This is a genomic window from Yoonia sp. 72, assembly GCF_034652275.1.
Taxonomy (GTDB): domain Bacteria; phylum Pseudomonadota; class Alphaproteobacteria; order Rhodobacterales; family Rhodobacteraceae; genus Yoonia.
Window position 1 is genome coordinate 845,956 of sequence record NZ_JAXIWG010000001.1, and the last position, 26,813, is coordinate 872,768.

30 protein-coding genes are annotated in these 26,813 nt (G+C 62.7%); 9 read left to right on the top strand and 21 right to left on the bottom strand.

The features are described from left to right. Positions 1-523 precede the first annotated feature (523 nt). On the top strand, positions 524-841 hold the full coding sequence (locus VCK47_RS04400; RefSeq protein WP_322889501.1) for a hypothetical protein: 318 nt from the start codon (positions 524-526) through the stop codon (positions 839-841). A gap of 107 nt (positions 842-948) precedes the next feature. Here the strand turns inward: VCK47_RS04400 and VCK47_RS04405 are convergent, their stop codons facing one another. Further along, a complete protein-coding gene (locus VCK47_RS04405) occupies positions 949-2,196 on the bottom strand; it encodes an alpha/beta hydrolase family protein (protein ID WP_322889502.1) in 1,248 nt (415 codons plus the stop codon). Between the two features lie 177 nt (positions 2,197-2,373). After that, positions 2,374-3,519, bottom strand: coding sequence for an alpha-D-ribose 1-methylphosphonate 5-triphosphate diphosphatase (locus VCK47_RS04410; RefSeq protein WP_322889503.1), 1,146 nt, complete (start codon positions 3,517-3,519; stop codon positions 2,374-2,376). A 35-nt stretch (positions 3,520-3,554) separates the two neighbouring features. Here VCK47_RS04410 and VCK47_RS04415 point away from each other — a divergent pair, with 35 nt between their 5' ends. Then, positions 3,555-4,229, top strand: a complete 675-nt coding sequence (locus VCK47_RS04415) for a DUF1045 domain-containing protein (protein WP_322889504.1) — start codon at positions 3,555-3,557, stop codon at positions 4,227-4,229. Here the strand turns inward: VCK47_RS04415 and phnN are convergent. From phnN to VCK47_RS04435, 4 genes are read right to left on the bottom strand one after another with little or no spacing between them, the layout of a single operon-like run. After that, on the bottom strand, positions 4,211-4,753 hold the full coding sequence (gene phnN / locus VCK47_RS04420) for a phosphonate metabolism protein/1,5-bisphosphokinase (PRPP-forming) PhnN (protein ID WP_322889505.1): 543 nt from the start codon (positions 4,751-4,753) through the stop codon (positions 4,211-4,213). The genes VCK47_RS04415 and phnN overlap by 19 nt on opposite strands. After that, positions 4,750-5,433, bottom strand: coding sequence for a phosphonate C-P lyase system protein PhnL (gene phnL / locus VCK47_RS04425; protein WP_322889506.1), 684 nt, complete (start codon positions 5,431-5,433; stop codon positions 4,750-4,752). The genes phnN and phnL overlap by 4 nt, the downstream gene beginning before the upstream one ends. A 2-nt stretch (positions 5,434-5,435) precedes the next feature. After that, positions 5,436-6,206 carry a phosphonate C-P lyase system protein PhnK gene (gene phnK, locus VCK47_RS04430; RefSeq protein WP_322889507.1) on the bottom strand — a complete coding sequence of 257 codons (771 nt, stop codon included), beginning with the start codon at positions 6,204-6,206 and terminating at the stop codon, positions 5,436-5,438. Continuing rightward, a complete protein-coding gene (locus tag VCK47_RS04435) occupies positions 6,203-7,033 on the bottom strand; it encodes an alpha-D-ribose 1-methylphosphonate 5-phosphate C-P-lyase PhnJ (protein ID WP_322889508.1) in 831 nt (276 codons plus the stop codon). The genes phnK and VCK47_RS04435 overlap by 4 nt, the downstream gene beginning before the upstream one ends. A 56-nt stretch (positions 7,034-7,089) precedes the next feature. Between VCK47_RS04435 and VCK47_RS04440 the strand changes: the two genes are divergently transcribed. Beyond that, on the top strand, positions 7,090-7,374 hold the full coding sequence (locus VCK47_RS04440; RefSeq protein ID WP_322889509.1) for a hypothetical protein: 285 nt from the start codon (positions 7,090-7,092) through the stop codon (positions 7,372-7,374). Between the two features lie 54 nt (positions 7,375-7,428). Further along, positions 7,429-7,584: a hypothetical protein gene (locus VCK47_RS04445; RefSeq protein ID WP_322889510.1), complete on the top strand. Its 156-nt coding sequence runs from the start codon at positions 7,429-7,431 to the stop codon at positions 7,582-7,584. A gap of 2 nt (positions 7,585-7,586) precedes the next feature. Here the strand turns inward: VCK47_RS04445 and VCK47_RS04450 are convergent, their stop codons facing one another. The 3 genes from VCK47_RS04450 to phnG are packed head-to-tail and all read right to left on the bottom strand — an operon-like array spanning position 7,587 to position 9,690. Beyond that, positions 7,587-8,675 carry a carbon-phosphorus lyase complex subunit PhnI gene (locus VCK47_RS04450; RefSeq protein WP_322889511.1) on the bottom strand — a complete coding sequence of 363 codons (1,089 nt, stop codon included), beginning with the start codon at positions 8,673-8,675 and terminating at the stop codon, positions 7,587-7,589. Beyond that, a complete protein-coding gene (gene phnH / locus VCK47_RS04455) occupies positions 8,675-9,235 on the bottom strand; it encodes a phosphonate C-P lyase system protein PhnH (protein WP_322889512.1) in 561 nt (186 codons plus the stop codon). Before phnH ends, VCK47_RS04450 begins: the two co-directional genes overlap by 1 nt. Continuing rightward, positions 9,235-9,690: a phosphonate C-P lyase system protein PhnG gene (gene phnG / locus VCK47_RS04460; protein WP_322889513.1), complete on the bottom strand. Its 456-nt coding sequence runs from the start codon at positions 9,688-9,690 to the stop codon at positions 9,235-9,237. The genes phnH and phnG overlap by 1 nt, the downstream gene beginning before the upstream one ends. Before the next feature lie 88 nt (positions 9,691-9,778). On the opposite strand from phnG, the gene phnF reads away from it, so the two are divergent. Together phnF and VCK47_RS04470 are read left to right on the top strand one after the other, a co-directional pair. Then, positions 9,779-10,486: a phosphonate metabolism transcriptional regulator PhnF gene (gene phnF, locus VCK47_RS04465; RefSeq protein ID WP_322889514.1), complete on the top strand. Its 708-nt coding sequence runs from the start codon at positions 9,779-9,781 to the stop codon at positions 10,484-10,486. Positions 10,487-10,550: 64 nt separating this feature from the next. Then, positions 10,551-11,738 carry an alpha-D-ribose 1-methylphosphonate 5-triphosphate diphosphatase gene (locus VCK47_RS04470; protein WP_322889515.1) on the top strand — a complete coding sequence of 396 codons (1,188 nt, stop codon included), beginning with the start codon at positions 10,551-10,553 and terminating at the stop codon, positions 11,736-11,738. Here the strand turns inward: VCK47_RS04470 and VCK47_RS04475 are convergent, their stop codons facing one another. From VCK47_RS04475 to phnC, 5 genes are all read right to left on the bottom strand, one after another. Next, complete coding sequence (locus tag VCK47_RS04475; RefSeq protein WP_322889516.1) at positions 11,739-12,353, bottom strand: chloramphenicol acetyltransferase; 615 nt, start codon at positions 12,351-12,353, stop codon at positions 11,739-11,741. Then, on the bottom strand, positions 12,353-13,681 hold the full coding sequence (gene phnE / locus VCK47_RS04480) for a phosphonate ABC transporter, permease protein PhnE (RefSeq protein WP_322889517.1): 1,329 nt from the start codon (positions 13,679-13,681) through the stop codon (positions 12,353-12,355). Before phnE (VCK47_RS04480) ends, VCK47_RS04475 begins: the two co-directional genes overlap by 1 nt. Then, positions 13,678-14,550 (bottom strand): phosphonate ABC transporter, permease protein PhnE, encoded by an 873-nt coding sequence (gene phnE, locus VCK47_RS04485; protein WP_322889518.1) that lies wholly within the window; start codon positions 14,548-14,550, stop codon positions 13,678-13,680. The genes phnE (VCK47_RS04480) and phnE (VCK47_RS04485) overlap by 4 nt, the downstream gene beginning before the upstream one ends. Positions 14,551-14,616: 66 nt before the next feature. Next, complete coding sequence (gene phnD / locus VCK47_RS04490) at positions 14,617-15,519, bottom strand: phosphonate ABC transporter substrate-binding protein (RefSeq protein ID WP_322889519.1); 903 nt, start codon at positions 15,517-15,519, stop codon at positions 14,617-14,619. Between the two features lie 51 nt (positions 15,520-15,570). Next, positions 15,571-16,389: a phosphonate ABC transporter ATP-binding protein gene (gene phnC / locus VCK47_RS04495; RefSeq protein WP_322889520.1), complete on the bottom strand. Its 819-nt coding sequence runs from the start codon at positions 16,387-16,389 to the stop codon at positions 15,571-15,573. Positions 16,390-16,596: 207 nt separating this feature from the next. Here phnC and VCK47_RS04500 point away from each other — a divergent pair, with 207 nt between their 5' ends. The 3 genes from VCK47_RS04500 (at position 16,597) to nikR (ending at position 19,339) form a co-directional block, all read left to right on the top strand. Further along, complete coding sequence (locus VCK47_RS04500) at positions 16,597-17,655, top strand: hypothetical protein (RefSeq protein WP_322889521.1); 1,059 nt, start codon at positions 16,597-16,599, stop codon at positions 17,653-17,655. A 2-nt stretch (positions 17,656-17,657) separates the two neighbouring features. Further along, positions 17,658-18,794 (top strand): acyltransferase, encoded by a 1,137-nt coding sequence (locus VCK47_RS04505; protein WP_322889522.1) that lies wholly within the window; start codon positions 17,658-17,660, stop codon positions 18,792-18,794. Positions 18,795-18,874: 80 nt separating this feature from the next. After that, positions 18,875-19,339, top strand: a complete 465-nt coding sequence (gene nikR, locus VCK47_RS04510) for a nickel-responsive transcriptional regulator NikR (protein ID WP_322889523.1) — start codon at positions 18,875-18,877, stop codon at positions 19,337-19,339. Here nikR and arsJ read toward each other — a convergent pair. The 7 genes from arsJ to VCK47_RS04545 all read right to left on the bottom strand — a co-directional run bounded on the left by arsJ (position 19,323) and on the right by VCK47_RS04545 (position 26,735). Continuing rightward, positions 19,323-20,579: an organoarsenical effux MFS transporter ArsJ gene (arsJ, locus tag VCK47_RS04515; protein WP_322889524.1), complete on the bottom strand. Its 1,257-nt coding sequence runs from the start codon at positions 20,577-20,579 to the stop codon at positions 19,323-19,325. The two genes, nikR and arsJ, sit on opposite strands and share 17 nt — an antisense overlap. Beyond that, positions 20,576-21,574, bottom strand: a complete 999-nt coding sequence (locus VCK47_RS04520; protein ID WP_322889525.1) for an ArsJ-associated glyceraldehyde-3-phosphate dehydrogenase — start codon at positions 21,572-21,574, stop codon at positions 20,576-20,578. Before VCK47_RS04520 ends, arsJ begins: the two co-directional genes overlap by 4 nt. After that, positions 21,571-22,404 (bottom strand): helix-turn-helix domain-containing protein, encoded by an 834-nt coding sequence (locus VCK47_RS04525; protein WP_322889526.1) that lies wholly within the window; start codon positions 22,402-22,404, stop codon positions 21,571-21,573. Before VCK47_RS04525 ends, VCK47_RS04520 begins: the two co-directional genes overlap by 4 nt. A gap of 75 nt (positions 22,405-22,479) precedes the next feature. Beyond that, positions 22,480-23,097 carry an ABC-type transport auxiliary lipoprotein family protein gene (locus tag VCK47_RS04530; RefSeq protein ID WP_322889527.1) on the bottom strand — a complete coding sequence of 206 codons (618 nt, stop codon included), beginning with the start codon at positions 23,095-23,097 and terminating at the stop codon, positions 22,480-22,482. Between the two features lie 4 nt (positions 23,098-23,101). Further along, a complete protein-coding gene (locus VCK47_RS04535) occupies positions 23,102-24,796 on the bottom strand; it encodes an MlaD family protein (protein ID WP_322889528.1) in 1,695 nt (564 codons plus the stop codon). Then, positions 24,796-25,593: an ABC transporter ATP-binding protein gene (locus tag VCK47_RS04540; RefSeq protein WP_322889529.1), complete on the bottom strand. Its 798-nt coding sequence runs from the start codon at positions 25,591-25,593 to the stop codon at positions 24,796-24,798. Before VCK47_RS04540 ends, VCK47_RS04535 begins: the two co-directional genes overlap by 1 nt. Then, positions 25,593-26,735: an ABC transporter permease gene (locus tag VCK47_RS04545; RefSeq protein ID WP_322889530.1), complete on the bottom strand. Its 1,143-nt coding sequence runs from the start codon at positions 26,733-26,735 to the stop codon at positions 25,593-25,595. The genes VCK47_RS04540 and VCK47_RS04545 overlap by 1 nt, the downstream gene beginning before the upstream one ends. Between the last annotated feature and the right edge of the window lie 78 nt (positions 26,736-26,813).

Genomic DNA, 26,813 nt, shown 5'->3' on the forward strand with positions numbered 1-26,813 from the left:
GCTGTATGCAGAGTCGTCGGCCAACGCGGCGCAATCGTCGTCCCGCCGCCTGCCGGCTCGCAAGAGTGGCATCAACAAATTCACCTGATCCACAACCGCTGCCTGCGCAGGATCAGCGGCACACACCCGTGCCTGCTGCAGGACAAGATCTGTCGGATAGTGCCTGCCCTTCCTCACCGGAGTACCCCATACGCCGCCGCAGAACCGCTTCGATTGGCCGACCTGGCGGGACATCGCAAAACCAGTGAGGCGTCTGGACGCACCCGACTTTCCGATCGCGGAAACAGCCAAGAGCCTCGGTCAGGAAATCAGGAAAAGGGCGGGTATCGGCGTCAAAAATGACAATGAAACCAGCGACGGTGTGGTCCATGGCGTTACGCAGGTTTCCTGACTTATCGCCGATGTTGCCAGTGCGCGTGACGTAGGTGGCACTTTCCTGTGCTACGACTGCCGCCATATCGGGCCGGCGACCGCCATTCAACACATGCACCCGCACAACCATCGGATGCGGACAGACCGTCTTTTGCGCACCACAAAGGCCCAGCCGGACAAGCTCTGGAACCTCGCTGTAGGTGGCAAAGACCACGTTGCCACTTATGGGCCGGTGCCGGTGTTTCTGGGTAGATTCGGCGTGGTGTGCGACGCTGGAACCGCAAGTCGGAATGCGTGGATTGAAACGGTGGGGCGCGCCACCGAGCGCAACGGGATCAGCCGGTGGTATTGGGCTTATGGCGCAGGTTTCGATCTGTGCGATTACGGCGGATACGACTGGTATCCGGGGCTCTATGCAGCACTGAAGCGCGAGCAGCCCGTTGGATGGAGCGTGACCAAAGTTCGGTGATCCGGCTGGTGCCTGCGCGAATCTGACAACTGTGCAACTTGTTCTCCCCGCCACAACATCGTGGCGGGGTGTTCCAGCGTGCCAAGGTCCAGCTTGCGACGCTCACATCACCGCTGGTCAGCCTCCAAAGTCTCGAAGGTCAGGCCGGCCGCCGTGCGTGGTGCAAAACCCCGCCAGTAGCTGTGTTCGGGCTGTTGTGTGCCATCGTCATTCAGCGCAACAACGCCATCGGTGGCCACCTGCACCAGATCAAGATAGCCCGCCTTGTCGGCATCTCCTTTTAAATGCAGGTCCAGAAACGCCGTGATAAAATGCTGGGCGATGTTGTTCATGCGCAACGTGTCCCAGACCGGATCGGCGTAATGGTCGAACGTGACCACGTCCGATCCCGCCGTTGGCTGCCAGCTTTCGCGCGGGGCAGGCATCGGGGCGGCGGCGTTGTGGTTGGCATTCTGAAAGGTCAGCAAGTGACGCGTTGTGCCGCTGGCCTGTTCGAAAATCTGGCGCATCGCAGGGTAATCGGACACATCGTCAAGCGAGCCTGCCATAATCAGTGCCGGTTTGCGCAGGTTGGCCAGACCGGTCTCGTCCCAGAACCCGTGCTGGCGGCCCCATGGCCCGATGGCGACCACAGCTTTCAGGCGGTCATCGACAATGGCTTCATGGCTTTCCGAGCCAGCGAGATTGGCGGCAAGCAGCCCCTGCGGCGTGCCCCATGGCAGATCGACCGCCGTCTGCGTCACACCTGCCCCGCCAAAGATCAGTGCGCCATAGCCGCCCATCGAATAGCCGATCACGCCGGTGTTGTCAGCGTCGGTGATCGCGGCCAGATCGGGGGCCACATCGTCCAACTGTGCCATCCGGTCCAGCACGAAGTGCTGATCGCGCGGCCGGTTCAGCAAGGTCGAACCAAAGGCCGCCTGATCGGAATAGGTGCTATCGGTATGGTCGATGGACGCGACGACATACCCCTTGGACGCCAGATTCTCTCCCAGATGTGCCATCAGAAAGCGGTTACCCGGATAGCCGTGGCTGATAATCACCAAGGGAAATCGGCCTTCGGTTGCGGCATCGGCATCCCGGCTCGCGCGTCCGGATAAAACGGTCGGCGTGGTGCCGTCGCGGATCACGGTGTCATAACGCGTACCCGCCGCGCTGGTGTCGGCGGCGGGATACCAGACCTCGACCGTCAAGGGGCGGTCATAACGCGGGGTTTCGGTATCGGTGATGCCGAGGATATCGATCTGGTCGGCATGGCTGAACGTCAGCGTCCGCACACCGATGGCAAGCGCGCCAAAAGCGGCGAGTTCAGGTGCATCGGGGCGCGTCTGATCAATCGGGTGTGGCGTCGTCATTTGCGCCGATACTGGGCCCGATATCACGGGACTTGCAAGCAGCCCAAGAGCAAGCGCAGCGGTTTTGAGCGGGGTCATCGACATCTCCTGTTGTTGCTGGCGGAGTGCAACCCAGGATTGGTTCGCTTGCAACCGTTTATCGGCGTGCCCTAGCGTCAGATCGCTCAGACACCGTGATCAAAAGACCCGCCGTCCCGCACTATAGGTCTGTTGCACCATCGCGGTATCATCAAGCAGGCTGAACACAACCAGATCGGCCCGTTGCCCGCAGGCAAGCCTGCCGCGGTCCTGCAATCCGGCCGCCTGCGCGGGTGCCGTAGTGACCGTCGCCATCCCGCGCGGCAGATCGTCCCAGATCAGCCCAAGCCTAACCGCCGCCAGCAGCAAGGACGCGGGCACATAGTCAGATGACAAGATGTCCAGCCGATCGCGCGCCGCCAGATCGGAGGCCGCCACATTGCCCGAATGCGACCCGCCGCGGATCAGGTTCGGCGCGCCCATAATCGTGGCGATCCCGTGTGCGTGGCATGCGTCCGCAGCCGCGACGCTGGTCGGGAACTCGGCCAAAGTCACGCCATGGGCGTGGCTGGTCGCGACCTGTGCAGGTGTCGTGTCGTCGTGACTTGCCAGCACCGCGCCAAGGCGGTTTGCCGCCGCAACCGTCGCCGCCTCATGCGCGGGGCCGAACTGTTCCTGCAAGCCATAGAGGAAATCGACATAGCCACGAAAGTCGTCTTCGCTCAGGTTGTGTTTGCCGCGCACATAGGTTTCGAACTTGGCGATGTCGGAAAACTGCCGCTGGCCGGGCGTGTGGTCCATCATCGAGATGATGCCGATCCGGTCGCTGTCGGAAAATTCGGCCAGCTCCTCGGCCAGCGTTTCCGAACAGATTTCCGCCCGCAGGTGCAGGTGGTGGCTGATCCGCAGGTGGCCCGCCGCGCGCATGGCAAGGATTTCATCCGCCATCTGGCGGGCATATTTGCCATAGCGCTTGCCATTGTTCGACAGGATCGACCCGACCCTGATCGCATCATAGACGGTCGTGATCCCGCAGCCTGCCAGTTCGCGGTCATGCGCCATGATCGCGGCGCGGTAGGGCCAGTCCACCTTTGGCCTTGGTACCAGATGCCGTTCAAGGTTGTCGGTGTGCAATTCGACCAGACCGGGGGCAAGGTAATCGCCGCCCAGATCGACCGCCCCTTTGGGCACGCCAGCCCCTTGGGCCAGATCGACGATGATGCCATCCTTGATGGTCAGCGATCCGGTGACCACCTCGCCTTCTAGGATCAGGCGGGCGTTGGCAAGAATGATGGGCTCTGTCATGTCGGTGTCACGATACTGTTGCTAGGGGTTTGGTCATGTTCGAAAGATTTGCCATTTTCTATACACCCACCGGCCCGCTGGCCGATTTCGGCGCAGCTTGGCTGGGCTGGGACAGTGCGGCGGGACGCGCTGTGCCGCATCCCCCGATCGCGGGGATCAATGTGGCGGCGGTCACGGACACCCCGCGCAAATACGGGTTGCATGCCACGATGAAAGCACCCTTCCGCCTGTCCGCCGACAGCGGCCCTGCGGCGTTGCAGCAGGCCGTGGCTGATTTTGCGACACGGCATGCGCCAGTCGAGATCGGGCATCTCGCCTTGGGGCACGATCACGGCTTTGTCGCCTTGCGTCCCGTGGCGGCCCCCCCTGCCCTGCAGGATCTGGAACGTGCCATTGTGACCGAACTCGACCCCCACCGCGCGCCGCTGACCGAGGCCGATATCGCCCGCCGCCGCAAAGCACCGCTGACCCTGCGGCAGGACCGGCAGATGCTGGACTGGGGCTATCCTTATATTTTCGACGACTTTCATTTGCACCTGACGCTGAGCGGGCAGTTGCCCGACGCACAGGCGGCGGAGGTTGTCGCCGCCTTGCAGCCGATGGTCGCGCCGCTGATCGCGGCACCCTGCACCATCGATGCTGTCACGCTGATGGGGCAGGATGTGGGCGGCCTGTTTCACCAGATCCACCGCTACACCTTGACCGGATAAAGCAGGCGCAGCACTGCCTGAACGGTGGTGTCCAGATCGCCGCTGTTGTCGATGGTCACGGCCGCAACCCCCGCAGGCAGCGCATAATCGGCACGGTCCAACCGGCGCGCGATATCCTGTGCCGTTTCGCGCCCGCGCGCGGCAAGGCGCTGCGCCAGCACGTCGCGCCGCGCGGTCAGGTTGATGATGAGGCACGGATCGAACCGCGCCTGAGCCGCTGGCAAGACACCGCGAGACAGGTTCGCCAGCACATCCCGCCCTGCCGCCAGATCGGTGCCGACCGTCGCGGGGATACCATAGCGCAAGCCATGCGCCGCCCAGTGCAAGGCAAAGGCACCTTGGGCGGCCAGCCTGTCGAAGGTCGCGTCGTCTACACCGTCGAAATCCTCGCCCCCGGCCTCTGACGGCCGCGTGATGACACGGCGCACAAGCCGCAGACGCGCGTCGCGGGCCACCAGCCCCGCCATCACCGAATCCTTGCCGACACCGGACGGCCCGACAATAGCGATAAACCGTCCGGTCATGCCGCAAGGCCGGGGGTAAAGCGGGTCACGTCCACCTGCCGGTCGCATAATGCCTCGCGCGCGGCGCGGTCGTGGAAGATGCCGATGATCGCGGCGCTGCGTGCCTTGGCCTCCTGCACCATCGCGAGCACCGTGGCGCGGTTGACGGGATCGAGGCTGGCGGTCGGTTCATCCAGCAATAGCGCGGGATAGGGGAACGCGAACCCCCGCGCGATATTCACCCGCTGCTGTTCGCCCCCCGAAAAGGTCGTTGGGCTAAGACCCCAGAGCCGCTCGGGGATGTTCAGCCGCGCCAAGAGATCGGCTGCCTTGGCTCGCGCCTCGTCAGGCGCGGTGCCTGTGATCAGCAAAGGTTCGGCCACCACGTCTATCGTCGGCACCCGTGGCACCACGCGCAGGAACTGGCTGACATAGCCCAATGTCCGGCGGCGCAGCGCAATGATGTCACGCGGCGGGGCGGTAGCCACATCGACATCGCCCACCATGATCCGGCCCGCGGCGGTCAGGTAATTGCCATAGATCATCCGCATCAGCGTGGATTTCCCCGCGCCAGAGGCCCCGACCAAGGCCACACATTCGCCCGCCGCCACCTGCAGGCTGGCCCCCGCCATAACAGGAATTTCGGTGCTGCCCTGATTGTGCAGGGTAAAACTTTTCGACACGTTTTCGACGCTGATCATCTTCACACCTGCAAGACAGAGGACACAAGAAGCTGGGTATAGCCATGCTGCGGATCATCCAGCACCTGATCGGTCAGGCCGGTTTCCACCACATGACCATCCTTCATCACCATCAGCCGGTCGGCAAGCAGCCGCACGACGGCGAGATCATGGGTGACGATAATGGCGCTCAGCCCCATGTCGCGCACGAGGCCGCGCAGCAGGTCCAGCAGACGCGCCTGCACGGACACATCAAGGCCGCCTGTCGGTTCGTCCATGAACACCAGCCGCGGCCCCGTGACCAGATTGCGCGCGATCTGCAGGCGCTGCTGCATTCCGCCGGAAAACGCCGTGGGGCGGTCGTCGATCCGGTCCTCGGTGATCTCGACCCTTCCCAGCCAGTCGATTGCCTGCGCGCGGATGTCACCATAGTGCCGCGCGTTCACGGCCATCAGGCGTTCGCCGACATTGCCGCCCGCACTGACATTCATGCGCAGCCCGTCGCGGGCGTGCTGGTGGACGAAGGCCCAGTCGGTGCGCCCCAGCATCCGGCGTTCGGGCTCGGACATCGTCACCGTGTCGCGCAACCCGTCGGTGCGGGTATCGAACCGCACCGCGCCGTGATCGGGCTTCAGATGCCCCGCCAGACAATTCAGCAAGGTGGATTTGCCCGACCCGCTTTCACCGACGATGCCCATGACCTCGCCGGGGTAGAGATCAAAGCTCACATCCGCGCATCCGATGCGCGCGCCGTAGTATTTGGCAAGGTTTTCGACCTGCAACAGGGGGGTCATGCGGCCTCCTCCACGCGGGTTGCGCAATAATCGGTGTCCGAACAGATGAACATCCGCCCGCCTGCGTCATCGGTGATCAATTCATCCAGATAGCTGGTCGTCGATCCGCAAAGCGCGCAGGCATGATCCGCCTTGGTGGGCTGGAACGGGTAGTCGTCGAAATCGAGACTGACGACTTTTGTGTAAGGCGGCAGCGCATAGATCCGCTGTTCGCGGCCCGCGCCGAACAGCTGGATCGCGGCCATATCCAGTTTGGGATTGTCGAATTTCGGGATCGGGGACGGGTCCATGACATAGCGGCCTTCAACCTTGACCGGATAGGCATAGGCGGTGGCGATGGCCCCGTGCTGGCTGATATCCTCATAAAGCTTCACATGCATCAGCCCGTAATCCTCAAGGGCGTGCATCTTGCGGGTTTCCACCTCGGAGGGTTCCAGAAACCGTAAAGGTTCGGGGATCGGCACCTGATAGACGATGATCTGATCCTCGCGCAGCGCCTGTTCGGGGATGCGGTGGCGGGTCTGGATCACGCTGGCATGCGTGGTTTTCTCGGTTACGGCGACCCCTGCCGTGCGCTGGAAAAACCGCCGGATCGACACGGCGTTAGTGGTGTCGTCGGCGCCTTGGTCGATCACTTTCAGCGTATCGTCGGGCGTCAGCACGGCGGCCGACACCTGCACGCCACCCGTGCCCCAGCCATAAGGCATCGGCATTTCGCGGCTGGCAAAAGGCACCTGATAGCCGGGGATGGCAAGACCCTTCAGGATCGCGCGGCGGATCATGCGTTTGGTCTGTTCATCGAGATAGGCAAAGTTATACTCGGTCATGATTTTGCCCTGCTTTCCTTGGAAAATGGCATGGGTAAGTGAAAGAGGATGTGCCGATGGACCCGTTGCTGTCTGCCGAATGCGTCGAGACGGTCAGCATCCTTTACGCCGTGATCTTCGGCGCGGGGGAAGCGTGCGTGCTGGTCAGCGCAGGGTCGATCCTGACGGCTTTTGCCGCCTTCATGGTGCTGGTCGTGCTGGCGCAATACATCGCGCGCAGGCTCTGGGCGCGGGTCACAGGCACTGCCGCGCCGCCCGAGGCCACGCCGCAAAAGCCGTTCTCGCGCCATCCCGATTATGACGGCGGGCCGATCAGGTCGACACGGCGGCGCAGGGACTAGATCACCGGCGCAGGCCGTCATGCAAATGTCACAATGCGCGCCTAGCGTCAGGGCATGGAAACAATTCTGACCGCCGTTGATTTCATCCGCACCAACGCGACGGCAATTGCAATATGTATCGGTTTTCCGATCGCGCTTGCGCTTGTTTTCCGAGGTGACGGTCCCAGCGTGAACGGATCTTACAACGACGACGGGGACGGCGGCGACTGATCTCATTCCGCGGCCTCCTGCATCGGCACTTGCACAGCCTCGCGGCGCAGTTTGCGGATCAGTTCCAGTTCGGACTGGAAATCGACGTAATGCGGCAGCTTGATATGTTCCAGAAACCCCGTCGCCTGAATATTGTCGCAGTGATACAGCACGAATTCCTCGTCCTGCGCGGGCGCGCCAAGGTTGTCCTCGCCCAGTTCCGCCCAGCGGAGCGCACGGTCGACCAGCGCCATGGAAATCGCCTTGCGTTCAGTCATGCCGAAGACAAGGCCATACCCGCGCGTGAATTGCGGCGGCTGGGTTTTGGAGCCTTGAAACTGGTTGACGGTTTCGCATTCGGTTAGAATGATCTCACCGATTTCGATGCTGAACCCCAGTTCGGGGATGTCCATTTCCACGGCCACCGTGCCGATCCGCAATTCGACGACAAAGGCGTGGTTACGCGCATAGCCGCGCTGCGTGGAATAGGCCATGCCAAGGGTAAAGCCTTCGTCCGCCCGCGTCAGCGCTTGCAATCTCAGCGCGCGGGATGCGGGCAGTTCCAGCGGCGCGCGGGTCAGGTCGGGCGGCGTGGCCTCGCCCGCCGGTTCCGGCTGGATCAGGTCCTCGCGGTCCAGAAACCCCATGATATGCGGGGTCGGGCCTTGCAGCGGTGCGGCCTCGGCCACCTGCCCCGCCTCACCATCGGCGGTGAGTTTGAAATCCAGCAGGCGGTGGGTGTAATCGAATGTCGGCCCCAGAACCTGCCCGCCGGGGGCGTCCTTGAACGTGGCTGATACACGCCGGTCGCAGGCCATCGCCCCTGTGTCCACCGGCAGCGATGCGCCAAAACGCGGCAACGTGGTGCGATAGGCGCGGATCAGGAAAATCGCCTCGATCAGATCGCCGCGCGCCTGTTTGATCGCCAAAGCGGCGAGGTCGGGGTCGTAAAGCGAGCCTTCGGCCATCACGCGGTTGACGGCCAGCGCCAGCTGTTCGCGGATTTGCGCGACACTGAGTTCCGGCACCGACAGATCGCCGCGCCGTTCCTCGGCGAGCCAGGCATGGGCATTGTCGATGGCGCGCTCGCCACCTTTGACGGCAACATACATCAGCTGACCCTCGTGCTGCGCGGCAAGGCGGCCAAGCGGTCGCCGCAGGTGAAGATGAAATCGAGTCCGCGCGGGAAAAGTGCTGCATTGCGCTGGAAGGTGGCAATGTCGGGCAAAGACAGATGCGCCTGATCCTTGATCCCCGGCCCGCGCAAGACAGCACCTGAATTGGACAGTTGCGGTAGCTCAACGATCAACGTGGCGGACCTGTCGGGATAGTCCGATGTGCCCAGCGGGAAGGCCTCCAGCGGCAGGGCGTCCCAAGTGCCATAGGCGAATTGCGCCGTCTGTGCGCTCACGAAAGGTGCTGCGCAATGAAAGGTGATCCAGTCGCGCAAAGCGGCTGTGTCATGCCCCGCCCCCAGAAACAGCGGCGTCTCAGGATCACACAGCGTCAGCAGCGCGACACCGGCGGCGACCGACACCGGCGCAGGCGGCAGCGCGCCTGTGACTGTCACGATCTTGGCGGGCTGCGCCATCGCCGTCATGATCGCGCGAAAGGCATGGGCGGCATCCACCGGCGGTGCGGCGAACCCGCCGTCAAGCGTTTGGATCTGCATCAATCCTCTCCTCTCACCAGCGTGAAGAAATCGACCTTGGTGGCGGCGGCCTTGGCGGCGCGGGTGGCTTTCCGGTCGGCGGCGGCGGCGCGCAAAGGGGCCAGCACGGCGATTTCGACCTGCCCCGCCGCTTCCGTCTGCATCAGCGCGTCGATCAGCGCAGTTTGCAACGCATGGGTGCGGTCGCGCCCCTGCACATAGCCATGCCCGACCGTGCCATCCGCCAGCCGGATCGAGGCGCGGGTCACCGACATCTCGCCCAGATTGAAGGCGGCACCCACCGCCCCTGCCCGCCCGCGCACCATGACGGCGCCAATCTCGGGCGCGCGCAGGACGCTGTGGGCAGGCGTCATATCCGCCGCCGACCAGAGTGCTGCCACCTCGGCTGCAGGGGCCCTGGCCAGCAGGCCAAGCCAGGCCTTGCGCGCCGTTTGGGAATCGTCTGTCGCCTGCATCTAGACACCTGTCGTCGGTTACTATACAACTAGACAAATCATAGCCGAACCACCTCGCCCTGCCAATCCCTGCAAATGTGAAACTTCCATGACACGCACCCCGATCTGGCAAGCCATCGCCGCCGCCTTGCGCGATGAAATCGCGGACGGCATCCACCGCCCCGGCAACAAGCTGCCTACCGAAGCCGCGCTTGCCACGCGCTTTGGCGTGAACCGGCACACGGTCCGGCAGGCGCTGGCGGGTCTGGCTGCCGAAGGTCTGGTGCGCCCAAGGCGTGGCGCGGGCGTGTTCGTGACCGCGACCCCCACCGATTACCCCATCGGGCCGCGCGTGCGGTTTCACCAGAATCTGCGCGCCGCAGGGCGCAGCCCCGCCAAACAGGTGCTGGCGCTGGATACCCGCGCACCGAGTGCTGCCGAACGCGACGCGCTGGCGCTGCAGGACGGGCTTGTGCATGTCTATGAAGGGCTGTCGCTGGCCGATGGACAGGTTATCGCGCTGTTCCGCTCGGTTTTTTCCGCGGCGCGGTTTCCCGACCTTCTGACCTATCTGCGCGATGACCCCAGCGTCACCGCCGCCCTGCGCGCCTGCGGGATCAGCGACTATACCCGCGCCAGCACGCGGATCACCGCGAAACTCGCCAGTGCGACGCAGGCGCTGCATCTGGGCATCAATGAGGGTGCGCCGATCCTGCGCACCAGCAGCATCAACGTCGATGCGGGCGGCCTGCCCGTCGAGGCGGGGCTGACATGGTTCGCGGGCGACAAGGTCACGTTGACGCTATCCGATCTATGAAACGTCACAAGGGTGACATACTCGGCGGTTATCCACAGCAAAACATCGCAGGTTGAGCAGCATCATGACACGCACGCACACGCTGCGCCTTACCGGGGCGCTGGTTCTTGACAACGGCGCTTTGACACAAGGCGACATACTCGTCGACGGTTCGGTGCTGGCGCAGCCCTCGGGGCCTGCCGACCGGCAGATCGACCTGTCGGGCTATCTGGTCCTGCCCGGCATTATCGACCTGCATGGCGATGCGTTTGAGCGGCATCTGGCCCCACGCCCCTCGGCGCCTTTTCCCGCCCGCATTGGTCTGCAATCGGTCGACCGTGACGCCGCCAGCAGCGGCGTGACCACCGCCTGGATGGCGCAAAGCTGGGGCTGGGAAGGCGGGTCGCGCGGCCCCGATTTCGCGGTGCAATTCATGCGCGATCTGGCGGCTTACAAACCCCGCGCCCTGACCGACCTGCGCATCCAGCTGCGCTGCGAGACCTATACCGTCAATACCGCCGACCAGCTGATCGCCGCCGTGCGGGACCACGGCATCGACTATGTGATCTTCAACGACCACCTTGGCGAAGCGCTCGACATGATCAAGACCGACCCCGAGGGGCTGTCGGTCTGGGGCAAACGCGGCGGGCGTGATTTGGCGGGGTTCATCCGGCTGTTGCAAGAAACCAAGGCGCTGTCGGCGCGCGTGCCACGTTACCTGTGCACGCTGGCGGCGGCTTTTGACGAGCTGGGCGTAAAATACGGCAGCCATGACGACCATGACGCCGCAACGCGCGATTACTATGGCATGATCGGTGCCAAGGTCTGCGAATTTCCGACCCGCCATGCGCCCGCCAGCGTCGCCAAGGCCAACGGCGATCCGGTGCTGATGGGCGCGCCTAATGTCGTGCGCGGCGGGTCGCAATCGGGCAATATCGCTGCGACCGACCTGATCCGCGCGGGGCTATGCGATGCGCTGGTGTCCGATTACCATTATCCGTCGCTGGCCAACGCGGCCTTCACGCTGGCGGACAAGGACATCCTGCCGCTGGGGCGTGCGTGGGAAATGATCTCGACCAATCCTGCGCGGATCATGGGCCTGGAGGATCGCGGCGTCATCGCGCCCGGCAAGCGCGCCGATCTGGTGATCTGCAATGCCCAAACCCGCGAGATCGAAGGCACGCTGGCCGCTGGCCGCTGGTCGCATCTGTGTGGCGATCTGGCCGACCGCGTCAGCAGCGCACCGGTCCGCATGGCCCATGCGGCCGAGTGATCATTCGTAAAGGTCGAGGAACTCTTCGGCGCGCAGCTTGCGGAAATCATCCAAGGCTGCGCGCAACCGGTCGTGCGGCCAGTCCCACCATGCCAGCGCCATCATCCGGTCGGCGACAGGCGCGCTGAACCGCGAACGCAATGGTGTCGCAGGAATGCCCGCGACGATCATGTAAGGCGCCACATCCTTCGTCACGATGGCCCCGCCCGCAATCACTGCGCCGTGGCCGATCGTCACTTCTGGCCGGACCTGCGCGCCGTGGCCGATCCAAGTGTCATGGCCGATCACCGTGCGGCGGGTGCGTCTGTGCGCGAACCAGTCGGCATCGTCAGACGCATCGTCAAAATAGGACGCGGACCGATAGTGAAAGTGATGCAGGCTGGCCTTGTCCATCGGGTGGTCGGTCGCGCCGATCCGCACGAAGGCCGCGATATTGGCGAATTTGCCCAAGGTGGTATTGGCAATGTCGGCATAGCGGTCGCAATAGCTGTAGTCGCCGATTGTGCTGTGAGCGACGCGGCTGCCCTGCCCGATCTCGACATAGGCACCGAATGTGCTGTCATCGATGCTGCATCCGTCGTGGATGAACGGCGCATCCGCCCGCAACCTTGCCATCAATGCCCGCCTTCATCGCCCTTGATCAGCTTGCGCCGCAACCAGCCAGAGATCGTGTCCATCACCATCACCATGATGACAATCAGGATGATGTAATAGGTCACCTTTTCCCAATCGTTCTGGGTCTGCATCGCCTGTGTCAGGAACAACCCGATCCCGCCGCCCGTGATCGCGCCGATGATCGTGGCACTGCGGGTGTTGGATTCGAAGTAATAGAGTATCTGGGACAAAAGGATCGGTGTCACCTGCGGGATCACCCCGAACCGATAGCGTTGCACGGGTTTTGCCCCTGTCGATTGCACGCCTTCGATCTGCTTTTCATCGACGTTTTCCAGCGCTTCCGAAAAGCTTTTGCCGAAACTGCCGGTGTCGGTCACAAGGATCGCCAGCGCCCCTGTCAACGGGCCGGGGCCAAAGGCGCGGCTGAGCACGATGGTCCAGATCAGCCCGTCCACCCCGCGCACGAAATCGAACACCCGCCGCACCGCAAAGCGCAAGGCCACGACAGGGGCAAAGTTCTTGGCGGCAAGGAAGGCCAGCGGCAGCGCGATGATGGCCGCGCCAAAGGTGCCAAGGAAGGCCATCAGCACCGTTTCGCCCAAGGCCCAGAACACATCCGTGTGCCGCCAGAGCGAATTGCTCCAGAAATCGGCCCAAGCGCCTGCGATATTGCTGCGTGCAGGATCGATCTGGTCGCCGAACAGGATATCGCCCAGACCAGCGCCGTAATAGGGGCTCGCTAGCGTGAAAAAGAACAGCTCCCAGCCGTTGGAATACCGGAAAACTTCGGCCTTTGATCGGGTATAGGTCAGCCGCCCTGCGTCCGTCGTGATCGCGACGCGCGTATCGGATGCGTTGACCCAGTCGGGCGCCGGATCGGGCAGGTTCGTCACCACCACGTCATCCACAAGCTGCAGGGTGATTGTCTCGAAATCGGGGCTTTCGTAGGTGACCAGCGTATCGTCGAGATAACGCACGATATGCCCGCCCCCCAGATCGACGACCATGTTGGTGCCCTCGACTTGCACCCACTCGGGGTTCTCGCCTGCTGGATAGGTGCCAGCGCGCGATCCTTCGATAGCAAAAGACAATTCCGCATCGCGGTTGTCGCGCGCGACATGGGTCTTGTAGCTATAGGCATCGGCCACCAGCGTGCGGGCATTGTCCATCCGCGCGCGGTCGGCAAGGCCCGCCACATCGAAGGCGATGAAGACATAGACCAGATAGGCGAAGATCACGGCAGGCACGGCAAGTGCAATGCGTTTCTTGCGGATGAACAGATCGGCGGTTTGCTGGCGCAGGTCGCCATTGGTGGACAGCATCGTCATGCCTGATACCCCTTGACCAGTCGGTTACGGTAATGGCTGGAAATCTGGTCGAAAAACACGATTGTCAGGAACAGCAGCACGAAAATCGCCGCCGCCAGATCGAACCGGCCCATGCCGAATGTCATCGCATTGCGCAGCTCGTAGCCGATACCGCCAGCGCCCACGAATCCAAGGATGGCCGAGGCGCGGATGTTGATCTCGAACCGCATCAGTGTGTAGCTAAGATAGTTGGGGGCCACCTGCGGGATCACGCCCAGCAGCATCCGCTGCGACCAGTTCGCCCCGACCGACGCAAGACCCTCGACAGGTTTCAGATCGGCGTTTTCGGCGACTTCGGAAAACAGCTTGCCCAGTGCGCCTGCGGTGTGAAAGGCGATCGCAATCATCGCGGGGATCGGCCCGCCGCCAAGGATAAAGATCAGTACCAGTGCGATCACGATTTCAGGCAGCGCACGCATAATATCCATCATCCGGCGGAACACAGGGATCAGGCGCGGCCATTTCGCCAGCCCGCGCGTCGACAACAGCGACAGGATCAGCCCGAGGATCGCACCCACCAGCGTGGACACAGCAGCGATATTGATCGTCTCGATCAGCGCAGGAAAATAGGTGGCCAGATTGGCAGGCATCCGGTCGATCCGGTCCCATGCCTCGCTGACAACACCCGCGGGAAAGTCGAAAATGCGCGGCAAACCTTCCCAGAAACCGCCCGCGCTGCGCGCATCCACGGTCTGAAATCCGGTCACCATCAGCAGAATGAACACGGCCAATATGATTCCGCCATAGGCCCGTTTGCGGCGGGTCATCGCCATGTAATTGTCACGCGTTGACTGCGTGCCCAAAGATGTGGATGCGGAAATTTCTGCCATGTCCCTGCCCTGTCACAAAAAAGGCGGGCCCGGCTGGTGCCGGACCCGCTTTTGGTTCGTTCTGCCTTAGTTCATCTGGCTGCGACGGACCGCGATGATGGTCTCGTAGGCATCATGGCCAATGGGGGTGAAACCTGCGGTCTCACCAGCGGCGACGCCATAGGCGCAGGCCTCGTCGACTTCATGCAGGTTGGCTGTCAGATCAAACATGGTCTGCTTGACGTCATCGGGCAGCGCCTGACGGATCACGATGGGGCCTTCGGGGATCGGCTTGGACCGCCAGATTTCGACCAGATCGTTCATATCGACTAGACCGCTGTCGGACGCACGGCGCAAAGCACCGGAGTTATAGCCGTCTTCCCAGTCACCCAGACCGTCAGCCCAAGTCACCCCAGCAGCGATATCGCCATTGGCCACCGCGACGATGGTCTGCTCATGCCCGCCGGTGAACACAACGTCAGAGAAATATTCGCCGGGTTCCATCGAGAAGCCTTCCTCGGGGATCTCGACCAGCGGGATCAGATAGCCGGAGGTCGAGTTCGGGTCACCAAAGGCGAAAACCTGACCTTCCATGTCTTCCAACGAGGTGATGCCGCTGTCCGCACGGGCAAAGCCGATGGAGAAATAGGTGAACGAGCCATCAAGGTTGGTCTTGACGAGGATCGGCTCCACCGCATCGGGGTCTTCGACGTAAACGGCGGCATAGGCAGAGGCACCCAGCCACGCCATGTCGAGCGTGCCACCGATCAGGCCCTGAATGACGCCGTTATAGTCAGCGGCGGTGAACAAGCGTGTTGGGACGCCCAGTGCTTCTTCGGTATAGGCGCGGAAACATTCGTTGGACGCCAGACGGTCCTGCGCGTTTTCGCCGCCCAGCAGGCCGATGCGGAATTCGGTGATCGTGTCCTGCGCAAAGGCAGGGGCCACAAGGGCAGTCGTCATCAAGGCAGTTGCAATCAACTTTTTCATATCGGTCTCTCTTGGTTGGATGCGCCCCGTGACGGGGCACGGGGGAAAGGGTCAAAGAGCGGCGGCTTTTTCCATCAGGGCCGTGGCCGCAGCGCTTTGTTCGATCTGGGTCGAGGTCATGCTTTCGGAAAAGCTGTCGTCGGCGCCGTAGATGTCGCGGGCGACACCCGTGGTCAGCTGTTCGGGCGTTCCGTCGAACACGATGCGCCCATCGCGCATGCCGATGACGCGGTCGCAATAGCGGCGCGCAGTGTCCAGCGTGTGCAGGTTGGCGATCACCATGCGCCCGTCCTCTTCGTGGATGTCGCGCAGGGCCTGCATGACGACCTGTGCGTTCATCGGATCAAGCGAGGCGATGGGTTCATCCGCCAGAATGATGCGCGGGTCCTGCATCAGTGCGCGCGCGATGGCGACGCGCTGCTGTTGGCCACCCGACAGGGCCTCTGCCCGCTTGGGCGCATGGGCGGCCATGCCCAGACGGTCGAGGATATCGATTGCTTTGTGGATGTCAGCAGTCGGGTAAAGGTTGAACATCGTGGCCAGCGTGGACTGGCGGTTCAGCGTGCCGTGCAGCACGTTGGACACAACATCCATGCGCGGCACCAGATTGAATTGCTGGAAGATCATCGCGCATTGCGATTGCCAACTGCGCTTGGCGGCACCGCGCAGGGCTGTCACGTCCAGCCCGTCAAATGTGATCTGGCCTGACGAGGCATCAGACAGACGGTTGAGAATACGCAACAGTGTCGATTTACCCGCACCGGACCGCCCGATGATGCCAATCATCATGGGCTTGTCTACCGCGAAACTGGCGGCGTTCACGGCTGTGTTCGCACCAAAAGTCTTTGTCACTTTGTCAAATGTCAGCATGTCCAACCCCTCGTGTTGGGCGAACGGATAGAGCCGCTGCGATTCACATTTGTGTAGGTTTGACGAATTTTATGTGACGCTGGGTCATCGCGCCGCCCGATGTCTGCGTTCGCGCAACAAAGGCACACATAAGGTCATATTATTGCCATTTATCTTGCCTAACCGACACAGAACGCCCGATGAAGGCTTGACTCGAGGGAGATACAGATGACCGCAGCGTTGATGGCCCGCTATTCAGACCTGCCGTGGATGCGCAATGCGCAGTTCGATACATGGTTCATTCTGGGCCTGATCGGTATCCCGCTGACGGTTCTGGCGGTGCTGACACTGGAACCCGCGCTGTTCATGCCGATCCTGCTGCTCGACCTGTGGCTTTTGGGCTATCACCACGTCATCTCGACCTTCACACGGCTGACCTTCGACAAACAAAGCTACCGCGAAAACAAGTTCATCATCTACGGGATCACGCCGATTGTGGCGGTTGTGACGGGTTTGATCGTCTGGGTCACGGGTATCTGGGCAATCGTGACGATCTATTTCTACTGGCAATGGTTCCATTACGCGCGCCAGAGCTGGGGCATTTCGCGCACCTATCGCGGCAAGGATCCCAAGGCCGCCTATGAAAACGGCTGGTTCGACCAGACGATTTTTTATGCCGTGCCGGTGGCGGGTATCCTGTCACGTTCGGCCGAACAAAACGACCGGTTCCTCGGGCTGGAATTGTGGTCCATCCCCGTGCCGCAACTGATCGCCGATCTCTCGCTCTGGGTGGCGCTGGGGCTTGTGCTGGTCTGGGTCGGGCTGCGGGTGCGCGCCGCGATGGAAGGGCGGCTTGCCATTGTCCACACTCTGTACATGGCCAGCCATTTCTTCATCTTCGGCCTTGGCTATATCTTCATCACCGATATCAACGTCGGCTGGCTGATGATCAACATCTGGCACAATGCGCAGTACATCCTGTTTGTGTGGATGTTCAACACCAAGCGGTTCAAGAACGGGATCGACCCCGACGCCAAGTTCCTGTCCTACATCAGCCAGCCCGGCAGGCTGCTGCATTACCTGCTGGTCTGCGTCGCGATCACGGGCGTCGTTTACTGGGGAATCCTCGGAACGATCGACTGGCTGTTCTTTGCAGGCGTATCGGCGACGATCGTGTTGTACCAGATCGTGAATTTCCACCATTACGTTGTGGATTCCCTGATCTGGAAGGTTCGCAAGCCCAAGATGCAGGAAACGCTTGGCCTGTCATCCGCACCGGGTGAGTAAACATGGCGCGGGCGACCGGCTGGCTGGCCGCCTCTTTTGCGCAACGGCACGGCGACAACCCTTGGCTTGACCTGCTACGGACGGTCGCGATCGTATTGGTGCTTTTGCGGCATGGACAGCGGGCGTTGCTGCATGGCGTTGATCCGGCCACCTACAGCTTCTTCGATTATGTAGCGCTGAACGGCTGGGTCGGCGTCGATCTGTTCTTTGTGCTTTCAGGGTATCTTTTGGGGGCAAAACTGCTCGGCCCGCGCAGGGGTGCGGGGGTGAGCCTGTATTTGCAGGATCGCGCAAGGCGCATTCTTCCGGCCTATCTGGCAGTGCTGACGCTGACCGTTGCAGGCGTCTTTCCGGGCTTTGCCGTGGCGGGGCAAGACCTGACATGGCGCGTGATCTATCACCTGCTGTTCCTGCAGGACGTGCTGCCAAGCAACATCAACGTCGTCTTCTGGTCGCTTGGCGTCGAGGTGAAATACTATCTTGCGCTGCCCTTGCTGGTCTGGAATTTGCTACGGCTGGACAGTCTGGGCGCGCGGGTTGCGATGCTAGCGGGGATCCTTGGCGCAGGTGTAGCGCTGCGGTCCGGGCTTTATATGCAGATGGGTCAGCCTGTCGCTTATCCGACCTTCTGGCAGGACCTGCGCAGCCCGTTCTATGCCTCGCTGGATGCTTTGCTGATCGGCACGGGCGTCGCGTTGCTGACGACAGCGGGCAGGCAACTTGCGCCAGCCAACGCGCGGCGCCTGCTGGCGGTGGTGACGCTGGTAGCGGTGATCTGGCTCGCCTCGGGCGATTTCATGGGGACCATCACGATTTGGGACGTAAGCGCGCAGCCCGTCGCGGTTGCCCTGCTGTGCGGCGCGGCGGTCTGGGCGGCGGCGTCACTGCGCGGCCTGCCCTTGTTTGCAGAGCCCGTGTTCCGCATCGGCGCGCGGCTGTCCTATAGCCTTTATCTCGTACATTTCCCGCTGATCCCCCTTGCGCTCGGTCTCAGCGCCGCGGACAGAGGTCTACTTTTCTGGCCAGTGTTTCTCGGCCTGTCTCTGGGTGTGTCGGCGCTGATCTATCTGGGCATCGAACGCCCGTTTCTGGCACGGCGCGCAGGTGCTGCAACCGGCGATGTTGCGGCACAGCGCTAATGGCTGATCGCAGGTCAAAGGACATTGCCCTTGGCGCGGCTTTGTCCGATGCTGGCGGCACATATGGCAGGTAAGACCCGATGAAGCGTATCACGATGACCCTTGACGATGATCTGTTGGCCGCACTCGATGCGCATATGGATGCATCCGGTGCCACCAACCGGTCAGAGGCGATCCGCGATCTGGTCGCCCGCAGCCTTGCACCCGAAGCGCCTGACGACGCCGCTTGCCTTGGCATCGCCAGCTATACGATCGAGCCCGAAATCCGCGATCTGGGCCGCAAGATCCCGCAGGTCCGCCAGAACCATCACGACCGTTTTGCTGCTGCCCTGTCGGTGCCGGTGGATCATTCGACGTCGTTGGAAGTCGCGGTGCTGAAAGGCACCGTGGCCGAGGTCGCGGCCATCGCCAATGCGCTATTCCTTGAACGCGGCGTGCGGCACGGGCGGCTGGCGCTGGTGCCTGTCGTGGTCGAGGATCACAGCCACGCCCACGGCAACGGCGCGCCGCACCGTCATGCCAAGGTCGTTAACCGGTTTCAGTAACGCGGCGGTCCAGCCGTCCTGCCGCCAGCGCGGACAGCGCCACCATGACCGTCGCCGTGCCCAGCATCAGCGCCAGCCCGCCCGCCTGATAGGTCAGCCCCGACAGCAAGGTGCCCAAAAGCCGCCCGGCCGCATTGGCCATGTAGTAGAACCCCACATCCATCGTGACCCGTTCCGCCTTGCTGAAGGACAGGATCAGATAGGAATGCAGCGCCGAATTGACTGCAAAGACCGCGCCAAAGACCAGCAGTCCCAAGACCAGCGTCACCGTGAGCCAGACCTGCGGACCCGTTGACAGCACCGCCGCCGAGGTCAGGATCGCAGGCACTGCCGCCAGCGCCCAGGCCCATTGCCGCGCAGCCCCGATGAGTTCCGCCGCTGGCCGCGCGTCAGCGCGCAGAACCTTGGGTGCCGCCGCCTGCACCGCGCCATATAGGATGATCCAGATCGCCATGAACGTCCCGATCATGAAGAACGCGGTGCGGTTGCTCGCGACGGTCCCGTCCGACAGCACGGCATAGAAATAGATCGGGATGCCCACGACGAACCAGATATCGCGCGCGCCAAACAGGAAGACGCGCGCCGCACTCAGCCAGTTGACGTTGTGGGATTTGGAAAAGACCTCGGTGTATTTGGCGCCCTTGCGCCCTTTGGGCAGACCGGAGGGCATGAAGGCCAGCACCGCGCACAGGATCACGGCCAGCACCGCCGCCATGGCCAGCACCGCCGCAGTGAATCCCAACGTCGCCAGCAGCACCGCCCCCAGCAGAAAGCCGCAGCCTTTGACCGCGTTCTTCGATCCGGTCAGCAGCGCGACCCAGCGGAACAGTCCACCATCGGGGGCCAGTATCTTGACGGCGGACTTTGATGCCATCTTGGCCAGATCCTTGGCCACCCCGCTCGCCCCTTGCACCAGCATGACGAACACGACCGAGGCACCGATGGCCCACGTCGGATCAAGCTGCGCCAGCGCCAGCAGCGCCAGCACCTGCAAGCCCAGCCCCAGATACAGCGTCAGGGTTAACCCGAACCGTGCCGCGATCCAGCCTGCGGACAGGTTGGTGACGATCCCCGCGATTTCATAGAGGACAAAAAGATAGGCCAGCTGCACGGGCGAAAAGCCCAGCGTGTGAAAGTGCAACAGCACCAGCATGCGCAGCGCGCCATCCGTCAGCATGAACGCCCAATAGGATGCGGTGACAGCGATATAGGCGTTCAGCCCTGCGGGTCTGACCGTCACAGCGACGCCCCGACCATCAGCGCGACATCGGCCAGACGGTGCGCATAGCCCATCTCGTTGTCATACCAGACGTAAAGCTTCACCTGCGTGCCGTTCACCACCATCGTGGACGGCGCATCGACGATCCCCGACCGCGTATCGTTGGTATAATCGGCCGACACCAGCGGGCGTTCCTCATAGCCGAGGATGCCTTTCAGCGGGCCTTCGGCGGCGGCTTTCATCAGGGCGTTGATTTCCTCGACCGTGGTCGGGCGCGGCACCTCGAACACGCAATCGGTCAATGATCCGTTCAGCAAAGGCACGCGGACGGCATGGCCGTTCAGCTTGCCCATCAGTTCGGGATAGATCAGCGTGATCGCGGTGGCACTGCCGGTCGTCGTGGGGATCAGCGAATTCAGCGCTGAGCGCGCGCGGCGCAGGTCCTTGGCAGGACGGTCCACGATGGTCTGGGTGTTGGTGACGTTATGGATCGTCGTGATCGACCCATGCGTGATGCCGATCCCGTCCAGCAGCACCTTTACCACGGGCGCAAGGCAGTTCGTGGTGCAGGACGCCGCCGTGACGATCCGGTGCAGGGCAGGATCATAGGCGCTATCGTTCACGCCATAGACGATATTCGCCGTCGGCCCGTCTTTGACCGGCGCGGACACCACGACCTTTTTCACGCCCGCCGCGAAATAGGGGGCCAGCTTGCTTTCCGTCTTGAACACGCCGGTGCAGTCGATCACCACATCGACACCGTCCAGCGGCAGTGCCGTCAGGTCCTTTGTCCCGATAAAGGGCAGCCGGGTGCCATTAATCGTGACGCTGTCCGCATCATGCGCGAAATCGGCGGCCCAGCGGCCATGCACCGTGTCGAATTCCAGCAGATGCGCATGCATCGCGGGATCGCCCACGGCGTCGTTGATCCACGCAATCCGCGCGCCTTTCTCCAACAGCGGTTTCAGTGCGAGTTTTCCGATGCGGCCAAGGCCGTTGATCGCATAGGTGGTCACAGCGATACCTCCGACGGGGCTTGCGCGATGTCATCCACCGCCTTTTGCAGCGACATCCGGTCAAGGCTGGCGATGGGCAGCGCCGTAAACAGCTTGATCCGGTTGGCAAGCCCCCCGTATGCGCGATGGAAGGCAAGGCTTTTCTCGGCCTCGGTGCCTGTCGCCTTGACCGGATCGGGCATGCCCCAATGGGCGCTGACGGGCTGACCCTGCCATGCGGGGCATTCCTCGTTGGCGGCCTGATTGCAGACGGTAAAGACGAAATCGAAGGCGGGCGCATCGGGGCCGGTAAAGACGTTGACGTTCTTGGAGGATAGGTCCGAAACGTCATGCCCTTTGGCGCGCAACACGTCGAGCGCGAAGGGGTTCAGTTCGGAGCGGGGCAAAGTGCCCGCCGAATAGGCGTTGAAGCGGTCGCCTGCTTCTTTGCGCAGGATCGATTCCGCAAAGATCGAGCGGGCGGAATTGCCGGTGCAGATAAAAAGCACGTTGTATCTGGGCTGCGTCATGGGGTTTTTCTCGAAAAGCGCGGGCGCGCAAAGGTCGGGCCTGCCCCGACAGCAATCGTTGAAAAGATAGTCAAAGGTCTGACTGACCGCGTCGATAGCGACGGTATATTGCAGGGATGTGGCAACGCGGTCCTGTGTGACCAGACCGGCCTGCATCAGCGCCGACAGATAGGCTGACAGGGTCGATGGCTTGATATCCAGCGCCTGCGCCAGTTCGCCTGCTGGCACACGGTCGGGATAGCGACGCATCAGCAGGCGGAACACGGCCAGCCGCTGCGGATGGCCAAGGGTCGTCAGGCGGGCGCAAATATCATTTTCCATATTTCACGAATATACGAAATATAGAAGCTGCCAAGCCGGTTTTCTTGGTTTTACAATAATTTCACAAAACTTCGGTCAGGCGCTGGCCAGCACCCAATCGGCCATCGCGGGCAGCAGGCTGTCCACCAGCGCCTGAAACCCCGCGACGATAGCGGCAGAGCTGTCATTTGCCACCGGCACCGACTGGCTGAACCGGCGCGTGGCAAGCACACGCTGGTCGCGGTCGTTCAACACGGTCAGCGTCATGTCGATGGCGGCGACGGGGATGCCATCCGCCCCGATGGTCACATCGAACGCATCCACGCGCGTCAAAAGCGCGCTGTCGGGGACCGGCCCGCCTTCGGCGGGTCCGACATAGCCGATCCGCCCCGTGGCCGAAATGCTGCGCACCAGCAGCGATTGCACGACACGGGGCAGTTCGGCCGTCCAGCGCCCGTCGGGCAGATAGGTGATCGCCGCGGCATTTGGGCGGACCAAAATGCGGTCGGTATTGATCGCCGCTGTCGCATCCGGCAGCGCGACCAGCAGCGTCCGCTGTGTTTGCCGCCCTGTCACACTACCGCTTGGCGGGATCAGGTCATAGGTGTCGCGCGCGGTTCCGGCAGAGTTCAGCGCGGACACGGCGCTGCATCCGCTCAGGGCCACGGCCCCGCCAAAAATGGCCAGTCTGCGGGTCAGTCGGGTTGGGGTCATGATATCACCTCCGGTATTCGGGAACGCGGTTGTCCAGGATGAACCCCGCAGGGTCGTTTTCGATCCGCCGTGTCAACGAGTTAAGTGTGGCGATCAGGCCGCGCGCCTCGGTCGCAAGACGGCTGAGTTCGGTCAGGCCACCGGTCGAAAAATTGCTGATCCCCGGAGCCGATTGCGCGACGGCGGTTTGCACTTGGGCGACGACCGCATCCGCCCGCGCGATCAGGGCACGCAGGTCGGCGGCGATGGCCGGCACATCGCCCGTCACATCCTCGACCGCGATGCTGATGCGTTCGGCGGATGTGCGCAGGTCGGACAGGACGGGGCCAAGATCGGACTGCAACACATCGTTGGCCGTATCAAAGGTCGTCTGCGCCGACCCCAGCGCCCCGTCTACAACGACAAGCGTGGTGTTCAGCGCCGCGAGCGAGGTCTGGGCCTGCGCGATCAGGTCGGTGGCGGCAGTCACTGCCTCTTGCGTGTCATCGGCCAGCGGTGTCAGGCGGCTGGTAAAGCCCGTCACATCGGCGGCGACATCTTCGACCGCAAGCGACGCTGTCTGCACCGCGGTGCGCACATCGGCCACGATCAACGGCAGATCGGTGTTGACGACAGTTTCGACGGTGGCAATGGCGGCGCGCGCCTCGGCGATGAATTCCGCGCCGTCGCCTTCGACCAGCACCTCAAGGCTTTCAGACGCCGTGGTCACCGCGTCAAAGGCGATGGTCGCATCGGCAAGCGTCGTTTCCAGCTCGACCAGTCGTGCGTTCAGCAAATCGGCAGTATCGCCGAACCCGTCCAGCGTCCGGCCTGTGCGCGTCTGGATATCCTGCACCGCCGCATTGGCCTGCGTGACCGTATCGGACACCTGCGCCAGGATCGTGGGGATCTGGTCGCGCAACAAATCCTCGGCCAGCGCAAAGGTGCTTTCGGCCCGTTCCAGCGCGGGGCCGGTCGTGTTCAGCACGGCATCGGCGGAGACAAACGCCTGCTGCACGGCGACCAGCGCACTGTCGGTGCTGCGCAGCGTGGTTTCAACCGCCTCGCCGATGGTATCGAGCCGTTCGGTGAACAGCGTGATCTGGGATGTGGCATCGCGGACCGTACCGCTGATCTCGGAAAAATCGCTGAGCGCCTGATCAAGCTGGCCACTGGTGCGGGCAAGATTGCGCAGGATATCCGCAACCAACGCCTGATTTTCCGACCCCGCAAAGACCTGCGCCTGTTGCAACAAAAGCCGTGCTTCGGCCAGAAGGTCGGGCGCATCCTCGACCAGCGCCTGCACGGTGGACCGGCGCGACGCGATGACCGGCAGGCCGCTTGCAAAGGTCTCGATCGGTGCGGCCTCTGTCTGCGAGACCGAGAGCGAGATAAAGGCCACCCCTGTCACCCCCTGCGATTGCAACTGCGCGACGGTGGCGGTGCTGACGGGGGTGGCTGCATCGACTTCGATGATGGTGAAGACCTTGGACGGATCATCCTCGAAAATCCGCAGCCCGATGACCGACCCCACCGCGATCCCGTTGTAGGTCACGGCACCGGATGCATCGAGGCCGGTCACATCGTCGAACAGGATGCCATAGGTCGCATATTGCCGGTCAAGCTGGACCGACGCGAGCCAGATGAAAAACCCCAGCGTGCCAAGGATGGCGGCAAGCGTAAAAGCCCCGATCAGGACAAAATTGGCACGCGTTTCCATCAGTCAGTCTCTTTCCGGTCTGCCACGGGGGTGGCGGCCCGTGCACGGGGCCCATGAAAATATTCGTGCACCCAAGGGTGGTCGAGTGCCAGCATCTCCTGCATGGTGCCGACGGCAAGCACTTTCTTGTCGGCCAGAACAGCGATCCGGTCACAGATCGCATGCAGGCTGTCCAGATCATGCGTCACCAGAAACACCGTCAGCCCCAGCGACTTCTGCAACTGCTTGATCAGGGTATCGAACGCCGCCGCCCCGATGGGGTCAAGCCCTGCCGTGGGTTCATCCAGAAACACGATTTCGGGATCAAGCGCGATGGCGCGCGCGAACCCTGCCCGTTTGCGCATCCCCCCCGACAATTCGGACGGATAGTTTTCCAGCGCCCTGTCAGGCAGCCCCACCATGCGCACCTTGATCCCTGCCAGCAGCGCGCGCAGGTCGTCGTCAAGGTCGAGCTGTTCGCGCATCGGCGCTTCGACGTTCTGGCGCACGGTCAGCGATGAAAACAGCGCGCCGTCCTGAAACATCACCCCCCAGCGCCGCCGCAGGGCGCGATACTCATCGGCGTCGGTGTCGCGCACGCTTTGGCCGAACACCTCGATCTGCCCTTCGGCGGGTTTCAACAGGCCGACGATGGACCGCAGCAGCACCGATTTGCCGGTGCCCGAGCCGCCCACAACGCCGATGATCTCGCCGCGTTTGACGTCAAGGTCCAGCCCGTCATGCACGGTTGTCGTGCCAAAACGGGTGACCAGCCCCCGCACACGGATGATCGGATCAGTGTTGGGATCGTAGGTCATCACACCCCCACAATCGCGAAAAAGATCGAAAACAGCGCATCCGCCACGATCACCATGAAAATCGCCATCACGACCGAGGCCGATGTCAGCCGACCAAGGCTTTCGGCATCGCCGCCGACTTTCATGCCTTGGTAGCAGCCGATGATCCCGATGATCAGCGCAAAGAACGGGGCTTTGATCATGCCGACGTTGAAATGCCAGACATCGGTATTGCTGACCAGCCGCGACTGGAACACCGCAGGGGACACGCCAAGTTCGATCCACGACATGATCGCGCCACCGATCAGGCCCGAGATATTCGCGATCAGCCCCAAGGCGGGCAGCATGACGATCAACGCCAGCACGCGCGGCACGATCAGGATCGCCACCGGATCAAGGCCCAGCGTGCGCATGGCGTCGATTTCCTCGCGCATTTTCATCGACCCGATGGCGGCGGTAAAGGCCGACCCCGACCGCCCCGCCACGATGATCGCGGTCAAGAGAATCCCAAGCTCGCGCAGGATTGAAATGGCGATCAGATCGACGACGAATACCTCGGCCCCGAACTGGCGCAGTTGCGCGGACCCCTGAAACGCCAGCACGACCCCGATCAGAAAGGCCATCAACGACACGATGGGCACGGCCTGCAGGCCGACCTCCTGACAATGATGCACCACCGAGGTCAGGCGAAGCTGGCGCGGATGGCGGATCACGCGGCCCAAGGTTGCCATGACCTGACCCAGAAAGGACACGATTTCGAGCGCGTTGCTGCCCGCCAGCGCAACACGGCGGCCCAGCTTGTCAAGATACTCTGCCCACATCTTGGGTGCCGCGTCGCCTGCATGCTCGGGCGGAAGATTGTCGCGCACAGTGTCGATCAGCTGGGTCTGCGCGTCGCTGGCCCCGGTGATCCCCGTCGCTGCACCCGCCGCTGTGCGCCCCGCCAGATCAAGCAGGAACCACGCGCCGGCGGTATCAACGTGGGCAAGATCACTGATATCAACCGCCTCGGCCGTTGCTGCCTGCGCGCGGATCGCATCAAGGTCGAGATGTTCGAAATTGTCGATCGTCAGCCGCCCCTGCACCGACAGCCGCGCGCCATCGCTGTCAAAGCGGGCTTGTCCGGACGGGTCCGGCGCGGTTCGGGTCAGAGTGGCGGACATGTCTTCCTCGGATCACGGGGCGGCGCGCGGTCTTTGTCCTTGGGTCGCACATCGACAAGGCCACGGCAAGCGCGGGTT